Source organism: Candidatus Delongbacteria bacterium (assembly GCA_020634015.1).
In the GTDB taxonomy this organism is placed as follows: domain Bacteria; phylum CAIWAD01; class CAIWAD01; order CAIWAD01; family CAIWAD01; genus JACKCN01.
Window position 1 is genome coordinate 96,373 of sequence record JACKCN010000007.1, and the last position, 21,512, is coordinate 117,884.

A 21,512-nucleotide genomic window follows, 5' to 3' on the forward strand; every position below is an offset into this window, starting at 1 on the left:
CGCTCTCCTCTCTTGCGGCCGGTCTCGTGGGGTCCGGTCGGCGTCCCTGGCCCGGGGCGACGGCCTCTGGATATCGTTCCTCAGAATCGGAGCGCCGCCCGTGCGGCAGGGACTCAGGCCTGGGGATTGTATTGCCAATTCTCAAGGAAACGGATGTCGAACTGTCCACTTCTGAACACCGGGTCCTTCATCAGGGCCAGGTGGAAGGGAATCGTGGTACGCACATCCTCGATGACATACTCGGTCAGGGCCCGCTTCATGCGGTCGATGGCCTCTTCGCGCGTGTCCGCATGCACGATCAGCTTGCCCAGCAGGCTGTCGTACCAGGTGGGAATCGTGTAGCCCTGGTAGATGTGACTGTCCACGCGCACACCGGGTCCGCCGGGCAGGTTCAGTGCGCCGATGCGTCCGGCGAAGGGCATGAAGTTGCGAGCCGGGTCTTCGGCGTTGATCCGGCACTCGATGGCGTGTCCGCGCACCTGCACCTGCTTCTGGGTCACGCTCAGGGGCAGCCCGGCGGCCGCCCGGATCATTTCCTTGATCAGGTCCACACCGGTCACCAGCTCGGTCACGGGGTGCTCGACCTGGATCCGGGTGTTCATTTCCATGAAGTAGAAATCCTGCCCGTCCAGCAGGAACTCGATGGTGCCCGCGGTGACGTAGTTCACCGAGCGCGCGGCACGCACGGCGGCCTCGCCCATGCGCTGGCGCAGGGCGGGATCCACGGCCGGGCTCGGGCTCTCCTCCACCAGCTTCTGGTGGCGGCGCTGGATCGAACAATCGCGTTCGCCCAGGTGGATCACGTTGCCGTGTGTATCACCCAGGACCTGCACTTCCACGTGACGGGGCTGGGTCAGGAACTTCTCGAGATACAGCCCGGGATTGCCGAATCCGGCCTGGGCCTCGGCACGTGCCGTGTCAAAGGCGTTCTCCAGTTCGTCGGCGCTGCGCGCGATGCGCATGCCGCGCCCGCCACCACCGGCGGTGGCCTTGAGGATCACGGGATAGCCGATGCCCTCGGCCAGCACGCGGGCCTCTTCCACGTTCTCGAGCAGGCCTTCGCTGCCCGGGATGACCGGGACCTTGGCCTCGCGCATGGTGGCCTTGGCATTGGCCTTGTCGCCCATGCCGCGGATCATGTCGCCCGTGGGGCCGATGAAGACCACGTCGTGGTCGGCGCACATGTCGGCGAATTCGGCGTTCTCGGCCAGGAAGCCGTAGCCGGGATGCAGACAGTCGGCACCCGTGACTTCCACGGCAGCCAGAATCGAACGGGCATTGAGGTAACTGGCGGACGAGGGGGGAGGACCGATGCAGACCGCCTGGTCCGCGAATCGCACGTGCAGGCTTTCGCTGTCGGCCGTGGAATGCACGGCCACGCTTTCGATGCCCAGCTCGCGACAGGCCCGGATCACACGCAGCGCGATCTCACCCCGATTGGCGATCAGCATTCGCTTGAACACGCGCGCTCCTAGAGGGCTTCGATGCGGAACATGACCTGGTCGAACTGGACCGGCTGGCCCGATTCGATCAGGATCTCGACGATGCGACCGGTCGTTTCCGCTTCGATCTCGTTCATGATTTTCATCGCTTCGAGAATGCAGAGGGTCTGGCCGGTACGGATGGTGTCGCCCACATTGACGAAGGGGGCGGCATCCGGGCTGGGTGTGCGGTAGAAGGTGCCCACCATGGGTGAGCGGATTTCGATCAGGTTGCTGGCGGCCAGCGCAGCCGTTTCGGCGGGGGCGGCAGGGGCCTGGGCCGGCGTGGCCGCCGGGGCCGCGGACTGGGCCCAGGTGGAGGAATCGGTGTGCACCGGGAAGCTCATCATCGAGGGCGCCGTGCGATCGGCGGCCAGATGCTTCTCGATGCGGATCTGGAGACCTTCTTCCTCGATTTCAAGCGTGCTGATGTTCGCGCTCTCGACAAGCCGGACAAGCTTGCGGATCTCGTTGAAGTCCATGCTGTGGAATCCTCTCGCGTCGTGGTGGCAACCGGGGGTGATGACCGGCAGGCCTTTGCCAGGGAATGGACACCGGGGCGGTGGGGGCCCGCGGCGGACCCCGTCCGGGGACAGGGTGACTTCGAACAGGAACGGGCCCGCATCACGCGTGCGACAGGGGCCAATGGACACATGCCGCAGGGGATCGTCGGACGGCAGGTCCGGGCGGCCAATTACACAAACCGACCCGCCCGAGGCAAGCCACAAGAGGGAAAGTTGCGCCGGCAAGCCGGCGCAGGACAAAGACTACTTCTTCACGCGTTCCAGGTACTCGCGCTTGCGGGTATCCACGCGAATGACCTCGCCCCGGTCGACGAAGAAGGGCACGTTCACCACAGCCCCCGTCTCGAGGGTCGCGGGCTTCTTGCCGCCGGAGGCGGTATCGCCCTTGTCGTTGGGCTGGGTGTCGGTGATCATCAGCTCGACGCTGGCGGGCAATTCCACCCCCAGAGCCACTTCCCCGTTGAAGAGGATGCTGACTTCCACGTTTTCCTTCATCAGGTCCATCACGTCTTCCACGGCCTTCTCATCCAGCTGGATCTGCTCGTAGGAGGCGGTGTCCATGAAGGTGAAGTGGTGGGCGTCGCGGTACAGGTACTGCATGAAGCGACGTTCGAGGCGCACTTCCTCGACCTTTTCACCGGCACGGAAGGTGGGGTCGATCACGCGCCCGTTGGTCACGCTCTTGAGCTTGGTGCGCACGAAGGCACCACCCTTGCCGGGTTTGACGTGCTGGAACTCAACGATGACATACAGATCGTTGTTGTAGGCAAGGGTCATGCCATTGCGGAAATCAGCGGTCGAGGCCATCGAAAAGCTCCTGTGAATGCTCTGTTGTGCTTGAAGGATCGGGACCGGAAGGGCCAGAGGAAAGCAGCCGCAGCATCCCGTCCTCATCAAGGACCGCGATGCCGAGCTGCCGTGCCTTCTCCAGCTTGCTGCCAGCTTTTTCGCCGGCGACAAGATAATCCGTTTTTTGTGAGATGCTGCCGCTTACTCGCGCTCCCGCCGCTTCGAGCATGCGCTTGGCGTCCTGACGGTCGACTCGGGTGAGAGTGCCGGTGAGCACCACGGTCTTTCCCGCCAGCGGACCCGCTTCCGGAAGCGCTCTGGCGTCGCCGCGGGCCAGGTCGAAACCGGCCCGGGCGAGGGCTTCGAGACGCTGCTGGCCTTCTTCCGAGCGGAAATACTCCTGAAGACTGCTGGCCACCCGTGGCCCCACATCGGGCACCGCCTGCAGCTCCTCTTCGCTGGCCGCTCGCAGGGCCTGGATGTTGCCGAAGCGATCCAGCAGCACGCGCGCCACTCCCTCACCCACATGCCGGATGCCCAGCGCGAACAGCAGGCGTGCCGGGTCCTGCTGCAGACTCGCGCGCAGATTGGCCAGCACCTTGGCCGCATTCTTCTCGCCCATCCGCTCCAGCGACTGCAGTTGCTCCTGGTTCAGCGCATAGAGATCGGGCACATCGCGCACCAGTCCGGCCTCGAGCAGGGCGCTGACAAGCCGGCTGCCGATGCCTTCGATGTCCAGTGCCTTGCGCGACACAAAATGTTCGATTGCGGCCTGGGCCTGTGCCGGGCAGGCTCGGTTGGGGCAGCGCAGGGCCACCTGCTCCGGGTCACGCTGCAGGTCGGTGTCGCACACGGGACACCGATCGGGAGCCTGCACGGGCGGAAAGAGAGTGGGATCCTCGGCGGGGCCGGTGACCTTGGGAATGACTTCGCCACCCTTTTCCACGTAGACCCGCAGGCCCACCCGCAACTGCCGGCGCTCGATTTCCTCGAGATTGTGCAGGGTGGCCCGCGCCACGGTGCTGCCCTGGATGCGCACCGGTTCCAGTTCGGCAACCGGTGTCACGACTCCGGTGCGCCCGACCTGCCAGGTGATCTCCTTGAGCCTGGTGATCTCGCGCGTCGAGGGAAACTTGTAGGCCATCGCCCAGCGCGGGGCCCGGCGCGTGTAGCCCAGACGCTCGCGCTGGTCGAGGCGGTTCAGCTTGAGCACCACTCCGTCGGTTTCCACGGGCAGCTCGTGACGGGCCTGCTGCCAGTGCTGCAGGTAGGCGGTCACGTCCTCGAACCCACGGCAGACCCGGCCATGCGGAAACACGGGCAAGCCCAGGTCCTGCAACCGTGCGATCAGGGCGGACTGGCTGTCCAGCCCGGACAGCTCCTCGACCACATCGTAGAGGAACACCGCCAAGCGTCGTTGGCTGACCTCCTTGGGGTCCTTGAGTTTGAGTGAGCCGGAGGCGGTGTTGCGCGGATTGGCGAAGAGCGGCAGCCCCGCGGCGGCGCGCGCCTCGTTGAGGGCGGCGAAATCACGTTGTGGAATCAGGGCTTCGCCGCGCACGGTGATGCGTTCCGGTGCGCCGTCAGCCAGTTGCAGGGGCAGGCTGCGGATGGTGCGCAGGGCCCCCGTGATCTCCTCGCCGCGCTGGCCGTCCCCGCGGGTCGCGCCCAGCACGAAACGGCCCTGCTCGTAGACCAGGCTGACCGAGGCTCCATCCAGCTTGAGTTCGCAGTACCATTCGAGGGAGTCGGCACTGTCCAGGCCCAGCCCTTCGGCGGTGCGGGCCAGAAACTCCCTCAGGTCGTCCAGTGAGTAACTGTTGTCCAGGGAGTACTGCTGGCGGGCATGGATCACTTCGGGCAGTTCACCCGCGGGGGCCGCGCCTACCCGGCGACTGGGCGAGCCGGCATCGATCCAGCCCGGTTGCCGATCTTCCACCTGCAACAACAGGGTGTAGAGCCGATCGTATTCCGCGTCGGAAATCGAGGGCCTGCCAAGTTGGTGATACAGTCGCCCATGCTGGTTCAGCTCGCGCACCAGTTGCAGGTACTGCTGCCGGTCGAACTGCTCGGCGGTGGCGGGCAGGGCGCTCATCGCTCAGTCCTCTTCACCCGTGTAGCACAACAGGCTTTCCACGGGCACTCCGGCCGCTTCCAGACGCTGGCGCCCCGGCAGGAAACCCAACTCGATCACGAACAGCGCCGACTGCACGGTGGCACCCAGTCCGCGGACCAGTTCGGCGGCAGCCAGCACGGTGCCGCCCGTGGCCAGCAGGTCATCGAGCAGCAGGATCTTCTGGCCGGGAGCGCAGGCGTCCTCGTGGATTTCCAGTGCGTCGCTGCCGTACTCCAGCGCGTACTCGACCCGACGGGACTTCCAGGGCAGCTTGCCCGGCTTGCGCAGGGGCAAGAAGGGTTTGCCCAGTTCCAGCGCCAACGGAGCGCCGAAGAGAAACCCGCGGCTCTCGATGCCCGCGACGGCATCCAGGTTTGCCGCGTCCACGCGCTCGGCCAACTGGCGGATGCAGGCACTGAAGGCCCGCGGGTCGGACAATATGGGCGTGATGTCCTTGAAGGCGATGCCCGGGCGGGGAAAATCCATCACGGTGCGCACGTTGGCCGCCAGGTCGAAGGTCGTCTCACTCCCTTCATGGGTCGAGATCCACCAGACCGTGCCGCCCGCATCACGCACGGCGCCCCGGCGATTGGGATCATTGCCGCGATGCGGTTCCTGCACGGATTCCGCGCCCAGCTCAAGGGCACGCCGGTAACGGGCCTCCACGTCGGGCACGTAGACATGCACGTGCGCCTCGCGCGCCTGCCAGCCCGGAGCCGCATCGGCGAGCATCACCAGGCTGTCGGAGATCAGCACTTCAGCGTGCTGGACCCGCCCTTCGGGCGTCAGGTGCCGGCAGAGCACGCGGGCACCCAGAAGTTGAGTCAGGAACTCAATGGTGCTGTCCGCGCCCTGTACGACAAGATATGGGGCCGCCATGGGCTGGCCCGCAGGATGCCAGGAACTGTTCATCTCCGCTCCAATCTGTGTCCGCTCCCGGCCGCTTGGTGCTCAGCGGCGCACGCGAAAACCGGGTTCGGCAGGTTCCGCCGGTTCGGGGCTTTCCGTGACCGTATCCACATGGATCGAGCCCGGGTTGCTCTTCATGTGGTCCAGCAACTGCCGGACCAGGCCCGCCGGGCCCTGGGCGAGCACCTCGACCCGTCCATCGGGCAGGTTGCGCACCCAGCCATCAAGCCCCAGCAGGCGGGCCCGTTCGGCACAGGTCCAGCGGAATCCCACGCCCTGGACCCGGCCCGAAAACAGCCAGCGAGTGCCCTTCACACCTTACTCCTCGCGCAGTTCGCGGGTCATCAGAGCGGTCACTTCCTCGCGCACGTCGGCTCCGTCGAACAGGGCACGGTGCACGGCTTCGGTGATCGGCATGGGCACATTGTGACGGCGTCCCAGTTCGCGGGCGGCGTGGGTCGTGCGCACACCTTCGGCGACCATGGTCATTTCGGCCAGCACCTCGTCCAGCGAGCGCCCGCGCCCCACCTGTTCGCCCACGTGCCGGTTGCGGCTGTGGCGGCTCATGCAGGTGGTGAACAGATCGCCCATGCCGCTGAGCCCGGCGAAGGTCTCGGGGCGACCGCCCATCGCGGTACCCAGGCGCGTGATCTCGACCAGCCCACGGGTCAGCAGCGCCCCCTTGGTATTGTCGCCGAATCCCAGCCCGTCACACATGCCACTGGCGATGGCGATCACGTTCTTCAGTGCACCGCCCAGTTCCACGCCGCAAAGATCGTCGTTGATGTAGACCCTGAAGGTCTCGCCCGAGAACACGTGCTGGGCACGCCGGGCCTGCTCCAGGTCGAGCCCCGCGATGGTGACGCTGGTGGGCAGGCCGCGCGCCACCTCCTCGGCATGACTGGGCCCCGAGAGACACAGGGAATGGGTCCCGGGCAGGGCGGGCCAGACCTCGCTGACCACTTCGCTCATCCGCTTGAGACTGCCTTCCTCGACACCCTTGGCCACATCCACCAGCAGCACATCCGCTGAGGCCAGGTTGGCCAGGCGTCCCAGGGTGGCCCGCACCGCATGGCTGGGCACCGCCATCAACACCAGTTCGGCCTGGTCCACGGCCCAGGCCAGGTCGTTGCGGATCTCCAGGTCGTCGGGCAGCGGAACCCCCGGAAGCACGGGATTCTCCCGCAGCCCGGACTGATACCGGGCCACCAGGGCCGGATCGAACTCCCAGACCCTCACGGCCTGCTCGTGCTGGCGCAACAGCAGCGCCAGGGCCGTGCCCCAGCTGCCGGCGCCGATGACGGCGATCTTCATGGCTGTTTCTTCTCCACGGGAATGCGGTTGCCGATCTTCTGTTCCAATCCCTGACGGAAGCGGGAGATGTTGCGACGGTGCAGCCAGACCAGCGCCAGCGGCAGCACCACGGCCAACAGACCCAGCATGCCCCGGTTGTGGAACACGAACAGGCTGCTGACGAAATAGGCCGCACCTCCACTGAGCGAGGCCAGGAACATGTAGCGCATCAGGAACAGCACCACCAGAAACACTCCGAGTGCCACCAGCGCCGGTCCGGGGCTGAGCGCCAGGCAGACACCCGCCGCGGTGGCCACCCCCTTGCCTCCGCGAAAGCCCGCGTAGACCGGAAAGACATGTCCCAGCACGCAGGCCAGACCCGCGAGGGCGTGAGTGGTCAGCGGATCACCGGGCGTGTTCAGCAGCAGAGGCAGCAGGGCCACCGCCAGCACGCCCTTGAGCAGATCCACCACGATCACCCCGATGCCCCAGCCCCAGCCCAGCAGGCGACTGACATTGGTGGCTCCGGCATTGCCGCTGCCGTATTCGCGCAGATCCACATTCAAGCGCCAACGCACGACCAGCAGGCTGGTGGGCAGGGAACCCAGCAGGTAGGCCAGCACAAGCAGGAAGGCCAGGGCCATGGGGCCTCCGGAAATGGCGGGACATCAACCCCACCGGATAAAGGCGCGCGATTCCCCGCCAGAGGAATCGCGCGCCCGAAAATCAGTCGTCCAACGTGTCCGATGACTTGCCGGAGCTTCGAGGGTGATACACGAGCCCCACGGCCGCACGCACCTTGGCTTCCAGATCGGCGAAGAGTTCGGGACGCTCCTTGAGCAGGGTCTTGACGTTGTCGCGTCCCTGACCCAGGCGCTCTTCTCCGAAACTGAACCAGGTGCCGCTGCGCGTGATCACGCCCGCTTCCACACCCAGATCGATCAACTCGCCAGCCTTGGAAATGCCTTCCCCGAACATGATGTCGAACTCGACCGTGCGGAAGGGTGGCGCCATTTTGTTCTTGACGATCTTGACCTTGGTGCGATTGCCCGTGGCTTCCTGCCCGGCCTTGACCGTGCCGATGCGGCGGATGTCCAGGCGCACGCTGCTGTAGAACTTGAGCGCGTTGCCGCCGGTGGTGGTTTCTGGGTTGCCGAACATCACGCCGATCTTCATCCGGATCTGGTTGATGAAGATCAGGCAGGTATTCGAGCGTGAGACACTGGAGGTGAGCTTGCGCATGGCCTGGCTCATCAGGCGGGCCTGGGTACCCACATGGTAATCGCCCATGTCGCCCTCGATTTCGGCCTTGGGCACCAGGGCCGCCACCGAATCCACCACCACCACGTCGATGGCGTTGCTGCGGATCAGCCGGTCGGCGATCTCGAGAGCCTGCTCACCCCAGCTGGGCTGCGAGACCAGCAGGTTGTCGGTGTCCACACCCAGAGCCTTGGCGTAGATCGGGTCCAGCGCGTGTTCGGCGTCGATGAAGGCACAGATGCCGCCGCGCTTCTGGGCTTCGGCGATGATGTGCAGGGTCAGGGTGGTCTTGCCCGAGCTTTCCGGCCCGAAGATCTCGACGATGCGCCCGCGGGGCACACCGCCCACTCCCAGCGCGATGTCCAGTGTCACACTGCCCGTGGGAATGCTCTCCACTTCGATGATCGCGCCCTGATCGCCCAGACGCATCACCGAGCCCTTGCCGAATTCCTTGTCGATCTGGCCCAGGGTACTTTCCAGATTCTTCTGGCGTTCCTTGTCCTTCGCTTCCGCCGCATTGGTTTTCATCGGGTATCCTTATGGATTGTGTCGTTCGGTTCAGGTCGTGCCGGCCAGCGGGAAGCCCGCCAGTTCCGTGTAGTGGGGGCCTTCGGGCGCGAGCCGGCTCTCGTACAGCACCAGATGGTCGAGCCGCACGGGCAGTGGCAGGCAGCCATTGGCCAGATGGGCCACCAGCAGGGCTTCGCCGCCATCGCGTACCCGGCCGATGGTGATGTGGGGCCGGTAGCGCCGCCTGTCCAGTACCAGTCCCTGCAGCCGAAAGCCACGTTCCAGCTGTTCGACCAGCCGCGACAGCGACTCCAGTGGTCCCGTCAGTCCGGTCCAGAGCTCGCGCGGACGGCCCGGTTGGCCGAAGAAACCGGGTTCGGCCAGCTGGAAGACCAGGGCCTCGTGCCTGCCGGCAACCTGCTCCAGTGTCTCACAGAGCGCCGGAATTCTGTCGTGGGCAAGCTCCCCCAGAAAGACCGCGGTCAGGTGCAGGCACTGCTCGCTGACCCACTTGACCGCTTCGCGTCGGCTGCGCAGGCGGGCCTGCTGCTCCATCAGTTCACGCCGGACCGCTTCGGCCAGAGGAAAACCCGTGAACAGGCGTACCATCGCAGGCCCTTCCCGCAGGCGATCGTCGTGTGTGTATTGCAAGGAATCGGGGTCATCCGTCTCGTCGGATCCTTCGGGAAACGACGCGCTCAAGATACGGAAGGGGTTGGGACATCAGGCCCCTTCCACTGGCTGTGTGAGGCAGCGAAACAACCAGGCCAGGGCCTGGCCGACCGCCCGGGCACGCACCTGTTCGCGGTTGCCGCCCAGACGCAGCCCCATGCTTCGTACACCGACGTCCGGTCCGGCCAGACCCAGCCAGACGGTTCCCACCGGTTTGTCGGCGCTGCCGCCATCCGGACCGGCGATGCCGCTGACCGACAGCCCCCAGTGGGCGCCCGTTTCACGGATCACCCCAGTGGCCATCGCTTCCACGCAGGCCGCACTGACCGCGCCATCGTGCTCGAGGATCGCGTCACTCACACCCAGCCAGCGTTGCTTCTGCGGGTTGGAATAGGCCACCACCGCGCCGGGAAAGATCCGCGAGCTGCCAGGAAGGCTGGTCAGGGCGGCCGCCAGCAGGCCACCCGTACAGGACTCCGCGACCGCCACGGTCTGCCCACGGCGGCTCAGCTCGGCCAACAGCAGGGTCGGCAGGTTCTCGGGGCCTTCGTGGAGCACGTGTCCGGCCAGACGTTCGCGCAGCAGGCGCCGCCCCCGCTCCAGCAATTCCGCCGACGCGTCCGCGGGCGCCTGGAGGCGCACCAGCACCCCCTCGGGACCGGGATAGAAACCAGGATCACCGAATTCGGCGAAATCCTCCAGCGGTTCCAGTCGGCGCGACACTTCCTGTTCCGGCAGTTTCCAGACACGCGTGTAGAGCGCCTGACCCCGCTGTCCCCCGGACACCATGGTGCGCAGCCAGGGCAGCACCTGTTCGTGCATCAGGGCCCGCATCTCGCTGGGCACGCCCGGCAGGGCCAGCCAGACCCGGTCCGGGGCCGAAACGGGAGCATGGAACAACAGGCCGTCGGCGCTGCCCACCGGATTGGGAAATGTCGCTCCGGGCACCGGGTGCTGACTCTGCCCCGGGGCTGCGGTGCGCGGATCACGCCCGGCGGCGGCCAGCCGGGCCTGGAAACGCGCACGATGCTCGGCGTCGTGCTCCAGACGGGCTCCAAAGGCGACGGCCAGTGCCTCGCGGCTGCGGTCGTCCACCGTGGGCCCCAGACCGCCCGTGCCGATGGTGAACCAGCCCGGTTCCAGAGCCAGTGCGGTCACCCGCTCGGGCAGGTCGGGCACGATGCGGATTTCCTCGACCGCCAGCCCAAGCCCGGACAGCAGAGCCAACAGCTCGGCGCTGTTGGTGTCACGGCGCAGCCCGTTCAGCAGTTCGTCCCCGATGCAGACGATACGCAGACGCTGGGGCAGACGATCCGGGAACTGGGCAGTCATGGGGTCGGCTCTCCCTTGTGTGTCATGCCGGCGCCCCCGTGGGACGCGCGTGCGGGCCGGGTGTTCCGCAGGATTCCGGGCAGCGGCGTGATTTCCGCGCGCGTGTCAGGGGAACTGGACAGCTTGGCAGGCCTGTCAGGATCCGCGGCGGCCGAGGGCCTCAGCGCAGGGATTCGCGTCCATCGAGAGCCCGGGCCAGGGTCAGGGTGTCAATGAAATCCAGACTGCCGCCCATGGGAACTCCCCGAGCCAGACGCGAGAGGCGAATCGGCAGTTCCTGGAATTCGCGTTGCAGGTAGAGCGCCGTGGCGTCGCCTTCAACCGTGGAATTGGTGGCCAGGATCAGTTCCTGCACCTCGCCCGTGGCCAGCCTTTCGCCCAGGCGCCGGATGCTGAGCTGGCCGGGGCCCACTCCGTCAAGCGGTGAGAGGGCGCCTCCAAGAATGTGATACAGCCCGCGGTACTCGCCCGCGCGTTCGACGGCCATCAGGTCCTGAAGATGTTCGACCACGCAGATCAGCGTGCGGTCGCGGCGCGGGTTGAGGCACAGATCACAGCGCGGCTGCTCGCTCAGGTTGCCGCAGTCCTCGCAGAATCGGCTGGATTCCAGCACGCGCTGCAGGGCGGTCGCCAGGGCTCCGGCGCCCTCCTGGCCTTTCATCAGGCTGTGCAGGGCCAGGCGCAAAGCGGTCTTGCGGCCAATCCCGGGCAGCTTGGCGAATTCGGCCACCAGGGCTTCCATGCTGGGCGTCAACAGGCTCACGCCAACTCCCTTGGTCTGTGTGTGAGACGGATCATCGATCGAGCAGACGTCCGTTGACCCGCTCGATCAGGGTGCCGATGGCCGGGTGCTGCTGTTTCAGTTCCTCGAGGCGGCTCTCGCCATTGAGATGCGTGCGTCGCGCGGTGATGAAGCGCTCTTCGGGACTCAGATCGCCTTCCACGAAGATCAGTCGCGGAGCCTTTGCCAGCCCCAGGCCTTCGCCGACACAGGCCGCCAGGGCTTCGCGGTTGCGTTCCAGTCCCTGGCGCGCCGGTTCTCCCGACCAGCGCCCCCGCAGAGTGATCGCCTGGCCATCGCAGGACACGGGCAGAAAACTGGCGAACCCATCCGCCAGCAGGGGAAAACGCGTTGCCACCGCATCCAGCACATGCAGCCAGCCGCTGCGGATCACATCCCAGGCCAGCGGGATCTCGTTGCTCGCGGGGCGGGACGTCGGTGCGGACACGGTGGGTTCCGGCACGCCCGGGGTGGGTTCGGGGGCTCGTGGCTGCTGGCGAGGGGTGACGGGAGACGGGTTACTGAGCGGCGGGACCGGCTCAGCTTTCAGAGACTTTTTTTTTTCGGTCTCCGCCGGGAGGGGCCGGGCGGGAGCCACGGGCCGCTGCGCTCCTTCGACCTGCCCCAGACTGCCCACGGGCAGTCCCGCCAGACCACGCAGCAGTGCATGGGCATCCAGGCTGCGTTCCATGCCGGCCAGGCGCAACAGGCAAAGCTCGAAGCGCAGACGCGCGTGCCCGCCACGACGGAAGCCGTCGATCTGGGCGCCCAGCAGAGTCAGCATGCGCAGCAGGTCGCTTTCCTGAAACTGGCTGGCCAGGGGTGCCAGTGCATCGCGCTGCTCGCTGGGCAGGTCGCACAGACTGCCGTCGGGCGCCAATTGCAGCAGCAGCAGGTTGCGCAGATTCTCGGCCAATTGCAGCAGGTATTCGGCCAGATCGGCCCCACGCGCGACGATCTCGCGGGCATGGGCAAACACGCCGCCCAGATCACGACTGGCAAGCATGGCCAGCAGCTCGGCCAGGCGATCCTGTTCCACCAGACCCAGCGCGCGCACCACTTCGTCATGGTCCACGTGCCCGCTGCTGAAACTGAGCACCTGGTCCAGCAGGGACTGGGCATCGCGCATGCCGCCATCGGCACGGCGTGCGATCAGCTGCAGGGTGCGCGCTTCCACCTCAAGTCCCTCGCTGGCCACCACGGCCCGCAGGCTCTGTTCGATCTCGCCCAGGCTGAGGCGCTTGAAATCGAAGCGCTGGCAGCGCGAGAGCACGGTGGCGGGCACCTTGTGCAGCTCGGTGGTGGCGAAGATGAAGATCGTGCGCGGCGGAGGTTCTTCCAGGGTCTTGAGCAGGGCGTTGAAGGCACTGGTCGAGAGCATGTGCACTTCGTCGATGATGTAGACCTTGGTGCGGTATTCGCTGGGGCCGTACTTGACGTTGGTGCGCAGGTCGCGAATGTCGTTGACGCTGTTGTTGCTGGCGCCGTCGATTTCGATCACGTCGAAATTGTTGCCCTCGTCCATGCCCGCACACGAGGGACAGACACCGCAGGGTGAGGTGGTGGGACCGTTGACGCAGTTCAGGCACCGGGCGAGGATGCGCGCGATCGAGGTCTTGCCCACTCCGCGAGGCCCACTGAAGACATAGGCGTGTGCCACACGGTCGCTCTGGATCGCGCTCTCGAGGGTCCGAGTGACATGCTGTTGGCCAATGACTTCCGCAAAGGATTTGGGGCGCCACTTGCGGGCAAGCACGATGTAGGACATCCGGGGTTCCTTGCTGGGAGGCTGAAAGGGCCGAAGACAGGGACAGCCGGGTGCAGATGACGGGTGTAACGCGGCACAAGCCAGTATCGCTTACCGCTGCTACCTTCCGGTCCTGACGGGGTTGGGCAACCTGTCATTGCGCGTCCCCATCACCTGCACCCGGCCGTCCAGCCGTTCAGGGCGCCCAATATCGGAGAGCCGGGGGACATTCGCACCCCACCACTCCCCCGGCAAGTACCCGAATGGCTTCAAAAAACGCCGGGAACGGATCCACGGCTCCTGGATCAGCGGGCCTCGGCGGCCGCGCGAATGACCCAGGCCGTTTCATACCCAAGTTGCCGGGCCTGCTGTTTCAGATCGTTCGCCTCTTCGATCGACTCAAAACGGCCCAGCACCACCTTGCAGCCCGTCTCATTCTGCAGCAAGCGGACGGGAAGTCCCGGGAACAGCTCCCGGGCCGCGAGTTCGGCCGCTTCGGCCTGCAGCTGGTCCGGCCCGCTGTAGATCTGGACCCCGAACTCCTGGAGTGCGGGGCTGGCAGGACTCTTCTTCGCGCGCACGGGTGGGGTGTCAACCACGGGCGCAGGGGCCAGGGTGATGGGAGATTCGGGCAACAGCAGCGGATCGAATTCGGTCACACTGGTTGCCCCGCGGCCCTGGCCCGCTTCGCTCTGGCGATCCTGCGCAGGTGATGGCTCAACCGCAGGCGCAAGGCAGCCACTGAGCCCCGGTCCCAGCAGTGCCACAAGCAGGATGCCGCGTACCCGGGCGATGATCGGTCCGTTGCGTGTCATGGTCGACTCTCCACGATGGCTGCCTTGTCCTGTGGCAGCCAGCCCTCGCGCCCGTCGGGCAGGCGCAGGCGCCACCATTGTTTTCCTTCGCTGACCAGACGGACGGTCGTGCCCTCGTGCAGGTCGAACAGGGCTTCCGCATCGGCCAGTGGTGCCGCGTGCACCGTGGCACGCTGGGCCAGTATCACCAGATGCCGGCTGGTTTCCCGGTGCCGGATCTGCAGGCTCAGCAACACCAGCAGCAACAGGGCCGCCAGCCCGCTGATCCACTGCAGGCTGCGGACTGTGGCGCCGGGAGCCAGCCGCTCCAGAATGCGCAGACAGCGCAGACCGGACCAGAGCGCCAGCAGAACCAACAGGGCCACGGCGGTGCCGTCCCGGGGAAGGCTTTCAAGCACGCGGTCGAGCCAGTCCCAGATCGGCAGACGCACGGTCTGGCCCAGATCGTCACTGAGCAGATGGCTGGCGATCTCAAGGTTCTTCTGCACATCGCGGTCGAACGGGCTGATCGCTTCGGCGCGACGCCAGCTGAGGATCGCCAGCCCGGTCTCTCCCAGCCGGAAATGGCTGTTGCCCAGATTGTACCACAGTTCGAGACCGTCGAAACCCGCCCGGGCCAGACTGTCGTACCCGGCCACGGCCGCGCCCCAGTCACCCGCCTCGTAGGCCTGATTGGACTGGAGGAACAGTTCCCGCGCCTGGCTCTGCTCCATGGCCTGCACGGGGCTTGCCAGACCGCACAGCGTCAGCCACAAGGATGCCAGCAGGAGTCGCAGAGTGCGTGCGTTCATGCCTTGCCCCCTTCCAGCACGGTGCGCAACTGCTTGAGCAGGGCGTCCCCCCGGGCCAGCAGAGCCCGGGCCTGATCCACCTGGCTCGCGCCGTCACTGGCATAACGGGCCAGATCCAGCTCGCGACGGAAACGGGTCAGCGCGCCAGCGGCTTCTTCGCTGAGGCGGCCACTGGCCAGCAGTTCTCTTGCCAGTTCTTCCAGGACCAGTTCACCGGGTGGGCGGCCCAGCCGGTCGGCAAGGTAACGAGCCAGCGCGTCGTCCAGCTCCTTGAGAGTCCTGGTGGCGTCGCCGCGTGCCAGTGCCTTGCGAGCGGCCGCAAGCCGACGCCCTGCTTCTCCTCCGGCTCGGCGACGACGGGAGGACAGGGGATCGGAGGCATCCAGCCGCTGGCGACGCATCCAGGCCGAGGCTCCCAGCGGGGCCAGCAGACAGAGTCCCACCAGCGTACGCCAGCTCCAGTGGCGGTGCAGCGGCAGAGTCGCCGGCGAGAGGGTCTCGGGCGCATCGAGGATGTGACGGATGTCCTGGCCGTAGCTCTCCACCTTGCCCGCGCGCAGCCCGTAGCCGATCTGACTGTCGACCATGCTGCGCGTGCCGGGAGCGACATCCAGTGTCCAGGGGCCCGCACTCAGAGTCTTGTAGCTGCCGTCCACGGGGTCGTAATACACCAGCTGAATGGCCCCAACGGTCTGCTCACCCGAGTCACGGGCCACGATCAGTGTCTTGTAGCTGCGCGTACCGCCGAAACTTCCCTGGGCCCGACGCACGCTGCTCTCCTGCTGGGTGTCGTACTTCTCGAGCCCGCGGGAGACTTCCGGCTCCAGCAGGGGCAGCAGGGCCAGATTGCCCTCGCCGCTGACGCGCGTGGTGAGGGTGAGCGCCTCGCCGGCTTCCAGGGCGGTGCGATCCGGTTTCGAGTCCAGCCGATATTGTCCGACCACTCCGGTGAAGCCCGCGGGAGCGCCGGGCGGCAGGGGCTGCACATCCAGGGTGATCGCCCGGCAGGGCAGAATTTCGGTGCGCACCCGGCGGAACGGATCGCCGCCCAGCATGTTGTCGAAGAGGCTGCGCTGCCGTTGGCGCTGGCGGTTGTCGGGAATGTTCACCCGCGCGTTCAGCGCGGGAATCTCAAGGTTGCCGTCGCGAGTGGGAAAGAGGGCGATCTCCTTGATCACGGCCACATTCCAGCTCTGGCCATCCACCATTTCGGTCTGGGACTCGGGACGCTGGATGTCTTCCAGGTTCTCGCGCAGGAAACCGGCGCTCGAGGGCAGGTCTTCGATGTCGTACCCACTGACCTGCACGTTGAAGTAAAGCTTGTAACGCAGCAGCACCTTCTCGCCCACCACGGGACGGCGGTTGCTGACCTCGGCACGCAGCATCGCCGGGACCTGGCTCCCGGGCTGGTCGCTGATGTTGATCGTGCGTGCCGGAGCGGTCAGGGTCTTGCCATCCACGGTCACCCGGGCCATTCCGATCCCGCGGGTGCCCGGTCCGTCGGGCAGCAGGCTGAAGCTCCAGCTGCGCTCATAACTGGCCGCGCCATTGACGATGCTGGTCGAACGACTGATCGCCGGCCCCGAGAGCTTGCGAAAGCCCTTGAAGTCGGGGAACTGGGGTTGCACGTCGTGGGGCAGCGAGCTTTCGGAACTGAGCACATAGCGCACCAGCACCGTCCCTCCGTCAAGCGACACCTCGCTGTTGAAGGTGGCGGCAAGCGCGGTCCCCTGAGCCAAGGCCAGAAGCACAAGCAGGACCAGCGGAAGCCGCAGGAAAGTCCGGATCTGCCGGAGGGTCATGCTCACCAATCCTTCTCCACTCGGCGCCCGTTGGAGGGCAGGTTTTCCAGTTGACGGGCCAGTGCCGCTTTCTCCTGCTGGCTGATGGCCTGCAGGATCTGCTCCAGCTGCTCGGGGGAAATCGGCATGGCCTGGGCCGCGGCCGTTGAATCGCCGAGCTGGTCTGCCTGATCCTGTGGCTCGCCCTGCTGAGCCTGTTGCCCTTCCTGTTCGGCGCCCGGCTCCTGCGAGGGGTCCGGGGCCTGGGGCTGGTCCTGACCATTTCCCTGACCGGACTGCGAGTCCTGATCCTGCGGCTGCTGCCCCTTGTCGCCCTTGTCTGATTGCTGGTCCTGGCCGGACTCCTGGTCCTGCGGGTCCTGGCCATCCTGGGAATCCTGGCCATTCTCCTGTTGCTGCTGCTGTTGCTGTTCCAGCATCTGCTGGGCCAGTTCCAGATTCCAGCGCGCCTCATCCAGGCTTGAGTCATTTTTCAGGGCCTGGACATAGGCTTCCACGGCTCCTGCCGGGTCCTGCTGCTCCAGACGGGTATTGCCCAGATTGTACCAGCCCTTGCCCGCCCAGGCGGGGTCGCCACTCTGGGCAACCCGGGCGAAGCGGGAGGCCGCGGCGTCCAGATCGCCCTGGCGATAGGCGCTGGCGCCCAGGTCAAAATGAGCCTCGAGGTTCTCGGGGTCCTTGGCCAGAGCCTCGCCAAAATAGCCGCTGCTGGCGGGAAAATCCCCATTGCGGTAGGCCTCTTCTCCCTGGCGCAACTCGCTGCGTCCACTGGCCGTGGATCCCGCAGCCAGAATCAGGCAGCAGGCAAGAATCGAGATGAATTGTTGATTCATTGATCGATCTCCATGCCAATCAATGACTTTGATTTTCCTGTCGAAGCAGGCAGAAGCAGGGCCAATGCCTGCAGCAGCAGACCGGCCGCCAGGAACCACTGGTAGCGATGCTGCCATCCCGAGTAGAGCTGACTGCCCAGGGCCTTCTTGTCCATCTGGTCGATCTCATCGCGGATCCGGATCAATTCGTCACCCCCCGCGCTGCTGCGGAAGTAACTGCCCTGCCCCAGGTCGACCAGATGCACCAGCACCTCCTCGTTGAGGCGCGAGAGCACGATGTTGCCCTGGCGATCGGTCTTGAGCGAGCCCGGCCGGTCCGGGTCGGGCACCGGGCTGCCTTCCAGCGAGGCCATGCCCACCGCGAAGATCCGCACGCCCGCCTCGACGGCCTTCTTCGCCGCCTCTTCCCACTGGCCCTCGAAATCCTCGCCGTCGGAGAGCACCACCAGCACCCGGTGCTGACCCTGGTCCTCCTCCTCGCGATTGAACAGTTCCAGCGCCGTGTTGATCGGGGCCGCCAGATCGGTGCCCGGCCGAGGAATCAACCCCGGCTTGAGCAGGTCCACCAGAATGCCCACCATGTTGTAGTCGGAGGTCAGCGGGTTCTGCAGGAAGGCCGCACCCGAGAAGGGCACCAGCGCCACCCGGTCGCCATGCAGCGATTCCAGCAGCTGGCGGATGCTGTGGCGCGTGCGGGCCATCCGGTCGGGGGCCAGGTCGCGGGCCGCCATCGACTGGCTGACGTCCACGGCCAGCACCACGTCCACGCCCTTGCGCTCGACTTCCACCTTGCGCGTGCCCAGCTGCGGACCGGCCAGCGCCACCACCATCATCCCCAAGCCCAGCAGCGACAACAGGCCCTTCAGCCGCAGGCGACCCGCGGACCAACCGGGCAGCAGGCCCGAAAGCACGTTCCAGCGGCCGGCGGCGGCCAGCAGGCGCCGGGTACGCGAGGCCTGGCGCCAGACCAGGATCGCCAGCAGAGGCAGGGCCCAGAGCAGATTCAGCCAGACGGGAAACTCGAAGCGGATCATGCGGGCACCCTCCGGAACACGACGGAGAGTCCGAGCGCCAGCACGAAAAGGCCGAGGGCGGGCAGCAGGAACAGGCGGTACTTCTCGTCCAGCACCCGGTACTCGGTCACCGAAATGGTGGTGCGTTCGAGCCGGTCGATCTCCTCGTAGATCTGCACCAGCTGCTCCTTGTCATGGGCCCGGAAATAGCGTCCGCCCGTGCTGGTGGCGATCTCGCGCAGCAGGTCCTCGTCGATGTTGACTTCGATCTCGCGCAGCATGATGCCGCCGAAGGGCGACTGCACCGGGAAGGGAGCCATGCCCTCGGTACCCACGCCAATGGTGTAGATCTTGACGCCCAGGCTCTGGGCCAGGTCACGCGCGGTCAGCGGATCCAGACCGCGGTTGTTCTCGCCGTCGGTCAGCAGAATCATCACACGGCTGTGGGCCTGGCTGTCCTTGAGTCGGTTGAGCCCGGTGGCGATGGCCAGTCCGATGGCCGTGCCGTCCTCCACCATGCCCACGTGCAGGCCTTCCAGCAGGCCGTCCAGCACCGGGTGGTCCAGAGTCAGCGGACACTGGGTGATGGCTTCGCCGCCGAAGACCACCAGGCCCAGACGGTCTTCCTCACGGCGGGCGACGAACTCGCGCGCCACCTCGATGGCCGCTCCCAAGCGGTCGGGCTTGAGATCGCGGGCCTGCATCGAGCCGCTGATGTCCAGGCAGAGCAGCATGTCCACCGTGTCACGTTCGGTCTCGCGCGTGTCGGTGGCACTCTGGGGCCGGGCCAGAGCCAGAATCGCCAGGGTGATCGCCAGAGCACGCAGGGTGGGTTCGGCCCAGACCTTGAGCCAGTTGCCGCGTCCCTGCAGGCGGGCCCAGTCAGCGGCCCGGCTGTACTGCAGCACGGGTTCGCGCCGGCGGCGACGCAGCAGGTGCCAGAGCGCCAGCAGCCCGAAGGGCAGGAAGGCCAGCAGCCATAGCGGGGAGGCGAAACTCATCGGCCCTCCTCCTCGGGGCCCGGAGCCACCTGCACGAGCTGCGGACGGATCAGCTGGGCCCGGGCGTCGCTGGCCCAGGCCGCGGCATCGTCCAGGGCCTGGCGGTTGCGCTCGTCGCTGGGCCACTGGCGCGCGTACTTCACCATGTCGCTTTCAAGCAGCAGGCCCATCAGGGTCTGGAACAGCGGGCCTTCGAGCGGACCATCGGCCAGGGCGTCGCGCACCTCGTCGTGAGTCATTTCCCTGAAGGGTCGGCCCGTGCTGTCTTCCAGCAGGCCGCGCAGGGCCAGACTCAGGTCGGCGTAGTACTCGATCGTTTCCCCGCGGCTCCAGCGTTGCTCACGACGCAGCGCATCCAGTCGCTCGAGCCAGCGCTTCCAGGGATCCACGGGCGGTGCGGGCGCTTCCACGCGGGGCTGATCCTGTGGGCGACGTTTCAGCCAGCGCCAGCCCAGCAATCCCAGCAGCCCCACCAGCAGCGCGCCCAGCAGCCAGGGCAGGATTTCGCGCCAGCTCAGCGGCACGGGAGCCGGATCGAGGATGTCGCGGGGGGCCAGGCTGTCGCCGCGGGAGAGGGCCACGTTCAACACAGAGAGCACGCTGACCCGCAGCGAGTCGGAGGGCAGCAGGAATTCGCCGTCGCCTGGATCCACGCCCACTTCGAAAGGAGCGATGGTCTGCTCCCCCGCCTTGAAGATCGCGGCCCGCCAGCTCTTGCGGTACTCGCCCGGTCCGAGGGTATCCGCGGGAAGTTCCTCGAGCAGGTGCAGCGGTTTCAGGCTCTCGGCTTCGGGCGTGATCCAGCGCAGGCTCACCCCCTCGCCTACCCTGGCGTGCAGACTGAGCACGAAGGGATCGCCCACGTGCAGGGTGTCGGGCAGCGGGTCCACGGAGAGCTCGGCCAGGCTCGTGGCCCGGGCGGGCAGCAGGCCCAGCAGCAGATACAGGCACCACAACCAGGAACGAGGTCTCATCGGCGGCGACTCCTCATCCGGAAGAAACGGCTGACCGGCAGCACGTAGTCCTCGTCGGTGCGGATGGGAATGTGATCCACGCGCGCCTGGGTGAACAACCGTTCCAGCGCGGACCGGCGCTCGGTTTCGTTCTGTTGGAAGGCCGCGCGGGCACGCGGGCTGGAACAGTCCAGCCAGTGGCGCTCGCCGCTTTCGGGGTCCTCGACCTGCAGCAGACCCACGGGCGGCAGCATTTCCTCGAAGGGATCGCGCACCGAGACCGCGATCAGGTCGTGGCGCCGGCTGAGAACCTTGAGGCTGCTTTCGAAGCCCGTATCGAGGAAGTCGGAGACCAGAAAGACGATCGCCTTCTTGCCCAGCACGCGCCCCAGGTGCTCCAGCGCCCCATCGATGCGGGTGCCCGTGCCCGTGGGTTGATAATAGAGCAGATCACGGATCACGCGCAGGGCGTGGCGGCTGCCCTTGGCCGGTGGCACGAAGGTTTCCACCCGGTCGCTGAAGAGCAGCAAGCCCACCTTGTCCTGGTTGCGGATCGCGCTGAAGGCCAGCACGGCACCCAGTTCGGCCATCCAGTCACGCTTGAGCGCCTGGCTGCCGAAGCGTCCGCTGGCCGAGAGGTCCACCGCCAGGATCACCGTCAGCTCGCGCTCTTCCTGGAAGACCTTGATGAAGGGATGGCCCATCCGGGCGCTCACGTTCCAGTCGATCGAGCGCACCTCGTCGCCGGCCATGTACTCGCGCACTTCGGCGAAGTCCATGCCCTGGCCCTTGAAGACGCTGTGATACTCGCCGCCGAAGAGCGTCTGCACCACGTGGCGGGTACGGATCTCGATGCGGCGGATCTTGCGCAGCAGTTCCCGCGGGATCAT

Annotated in this window: 21 protein-coding genes and 1 other RNA gene; all 22 read right to left on the reverse strand. The window is 66.5% G+C overall.

What is annotated here, in order from left to right:
• Positions 1–113: 113 nt before the first annotated feature.
• A complete protein-coding gene (gene accC / locus H6678_13240; GenBank protein MCB9474760.1) occupies positions 114–1,463 on the reverse strand; it encodes an acetyl-CoA carboxylase biotin carboxylase subunit in 1,350 nt (449 codons plus the stop codon).
• A gap of 8 nt (positions 1,464–1,471) precedes the next feature.
• Positions 1,472–1,963: an acetyl-CoA carboxylase biotin carboxyl carrier protein gene (gene accB, locus H6678_13245; protein ID MCB9474761.1), complete on the reverse strand. Its 492-nt coding sequence runs from the start codon at positions 1,961–1,963 to the stop codon at positions 1,472–1,474.
• A gap of 285 nt (positions 1,964–2,248) precedes the next feature.
• Entirely contained in the window at positions 2,249–2,812 is a 564-nt protein-coding gene (gene efp / locus H6678_13250) for an elongation factor P (GenBank protein MCB9474762.1), read from the reverse strand.
• The gene (ligA, locus tag H6678_13255; GenBank protein MCB9474763.1) at positions 2,796–4,889 is read right to left on the reverse strand and encodes an NAD-dependent DNA ligase LigA; all 2,094 of its coding nucleotides are present in this window, start codon (positions 4,887–4,889) and stop codon (positions 2,796–2,798) included. The genes efp and ligA overlap by 17 nt, the downstream gene beginning before the upstream one ends.
• Positions 4,890–4,892: 3 nt before the next feature.
• Positions 4,893–5,822 (reverse strand): adenine phosphoribosyltransferase, encoded by a 930-nt coding sequence (locus tag H6678_13260; GenBank protein ID MCB9474764.1) that lies wholly within the window; start codon positions 5,820–5,822, stop codon positions 4,893–4,895.
• A 39-nt stretch (positions 5,823–5,861) separates the two neighbouring features.
• Positions 5,862–6,134: an acylphosphatase gene (locus tag H6678_13265; GenBank protein ID MCB9474765.1), complete on the reverse strand. Its 273-nt coding sequence runs from the start codon at positions 6,132–6,134 to the stop codon at positions 5,862–5,864.
• Positions 6,135–6,137: 3 nt separating this feature from the next.
• Complete coding sequence (locus tag H6678_13270) at positions 6,138–7,133, reverse strand: NAD(P)-dependent glycerol-3-phosphate dehydrogenase (GenBank protein MCB9474766.1); 996 nt, start codon at positions 7,131–7,133, stop codon at positions 6,138–6,140.
• A complete protein-coding gene (gene plsY / locus H6678_13275) occupies positions 7,130–7,756 on the reverse strand; it encodes a glycerol-3-phosphate 1-O-acyltransferase PlsY (protein MCB9474767.1) in 627 nt (208 codons plus the stop codon). Before plsY ends, H6678_13270 begins: the two co-directional genes overlap by 4 nt.
• 82 nt (positions 7,757–7,838) lie before the next feature.
• Positions 7,839–8,900 (reverse strand): recombinase RecA, encoded by a 1,062-nt coding sequence (gene recA, locus H6678_13280; protein MCB9474768.1) that lies wholly within the window; start codon positions 8,898–8,900, stop codon positions 7,839–7,841.
• Positions 8,901–8,930: 30 nt separating this feature from the next.
• On the reverse strand, positions 8,931–9,533 hold the full coding sequence (gene thpR / locus H6678_13285; protein MCB9474769.1) for an RNA 2',3'-cyclic phosphodiesterase: 603 nt from the start codon (positions 9,531–9,533) through the stop codon (positions 8,931–8,933).
• Positions 9,534–9,605: 72 nt separating this feature from the next.
• Positions 9,606–10,886 carry a nicotinamide-nucleotide amidohydrolase family protein gene (locus H6678_13290; protein ID MCB9474770.1) on the reverse strand — a complete coding sequence of 427 codons (1,281 nt, stop codon included), beginning with the start codon at positions 10,884–10,886 and terminating at the stop codon, positions 9,606–9,608.
• 160 nt (positions 10,887–11,046) lie between these two features.
• Positions 11,047–11,628, reverse strand: coding sequence for a recombination protein RecR (gene recR / locus H6678_13295; GenBank protein MCB9474771.1), 582 nt, complete (start codon positions 11,626–11,628; stop codon positions 11,047–11,049).
• A gap of 52 nt (positions 11,629–11,680) precedes the next feature.
• A complete protein-coding gene (dnaX, locus tag H6678_13300) occupies positions 11,681–13,435 on the reverse strand; it encodes a DNA polymerase III subunit gamma/tau (GenBank protein MCB9474772.1) in 1,755 nt (584 codons plus the stop codon).
• Between the two features lie 54 nt (positions 13,436–13,489).
• An RNA gene (ffs, locus tag H6678_13305) (signal recognition particle sRNA small type) lies at positions 13,490–13,587 on the reverse strand.
• Between the two features lie 132 nt (positions 13,588–13,719).
• On the reverse strand, positions 13,720–14,229 hold the full coding sequence (locus H6678_13310) for an SPOR domain-containing protein (GenBank protein MCB9474773.1): 510 nt from the start codon (positions 14,227–14,229) through the stop codon (positions 13,720–13,722).
• Positions 14,226–15,020, reverse strand: coding sequence for a hypothetical protein (locus tag H6678_13315; protein ID MCB9474774.1), 795 nt, complete (start codon positions 15,018–15,020; stop codon positions 14,226–14,228). Before H6678_13315 ends, H6678_13310 begins: the two co-directional genes overlap by 4 nt.
• Positions 15,017–16,828, reverse strand: a complete 1,812-nt coding sequence (locus H6678_13320; protein ID MCB9474775.1) for a protein BatD — start codon at positions 16,826–16,828, stop codon at positions 15,017–15,019. The genes H6678_13315 and H6678_13320 overlap by 4 nt, the downstream gene beginning before the upstream one ends.
• Positions 16,825–17,655: a tetratricopeptide repeat protein gene (locus H6678_13325; GenBank protein MCB9474776.1), complete on the reverse strand. Its 831-nt coding sequence runs from the start codon at positions 17,653–17,655 to the stop codon at positions 16,825–16,827. Before H6678_13325 ends, H6678_13320 begins: the two co-directional genes overlap by 4 nt.
• Positions 17,652–18,689, reverse strand: coding sequence for a VWA domain-containing protein (locus H6678_13330; GenBank protein MCB9474777.1), 1,038 nt, complete (start codon positions 18,687–18,689; stop codon positions 17,652–17,654). Before H6678_13330 ends, H6678_13325 begins: the two co-directional genes overlap by 4 nt.
• Positions 18,686–19,669: a VWA domain-containing protein gene (locus tag H6678_13335; GenBank protein MCB9474778.1), complete on the reverse strand. Its 984-nt coding sequence runs from the start codon at positions 19,667–19,669 to the stop codon at positions 18,686–18,688. The genes H6678_13330 and H6678_13335 overlap by 4 nt, the downstream gene beginning before the upstream one ends.
• Positions 19,666–20,643, reverse strand: coding sequence for a hypothetical protein (locus tag H6678_13340; GenBank protein ID MCB9474779.1), 978 nt, complete (start codon positions 20,641–20,643; stop codon positions 19,666–19,668). The genes H6678_13335 and H6678_13340 overlap by 4 nt, the downstream gene beginning before the upstream one ends.
• Entirely contained in the window at positions 20,640–21,512 is an 873-nt protein-coding gene (locus H6678_13345; GenBank protein ID MCB9474780.1) for a DUF58 domain-containing protein, read from the reverse strand. Before H6678_13345 ends, H6678_13340 begins: the two co-directional genes overlap by 4 nt.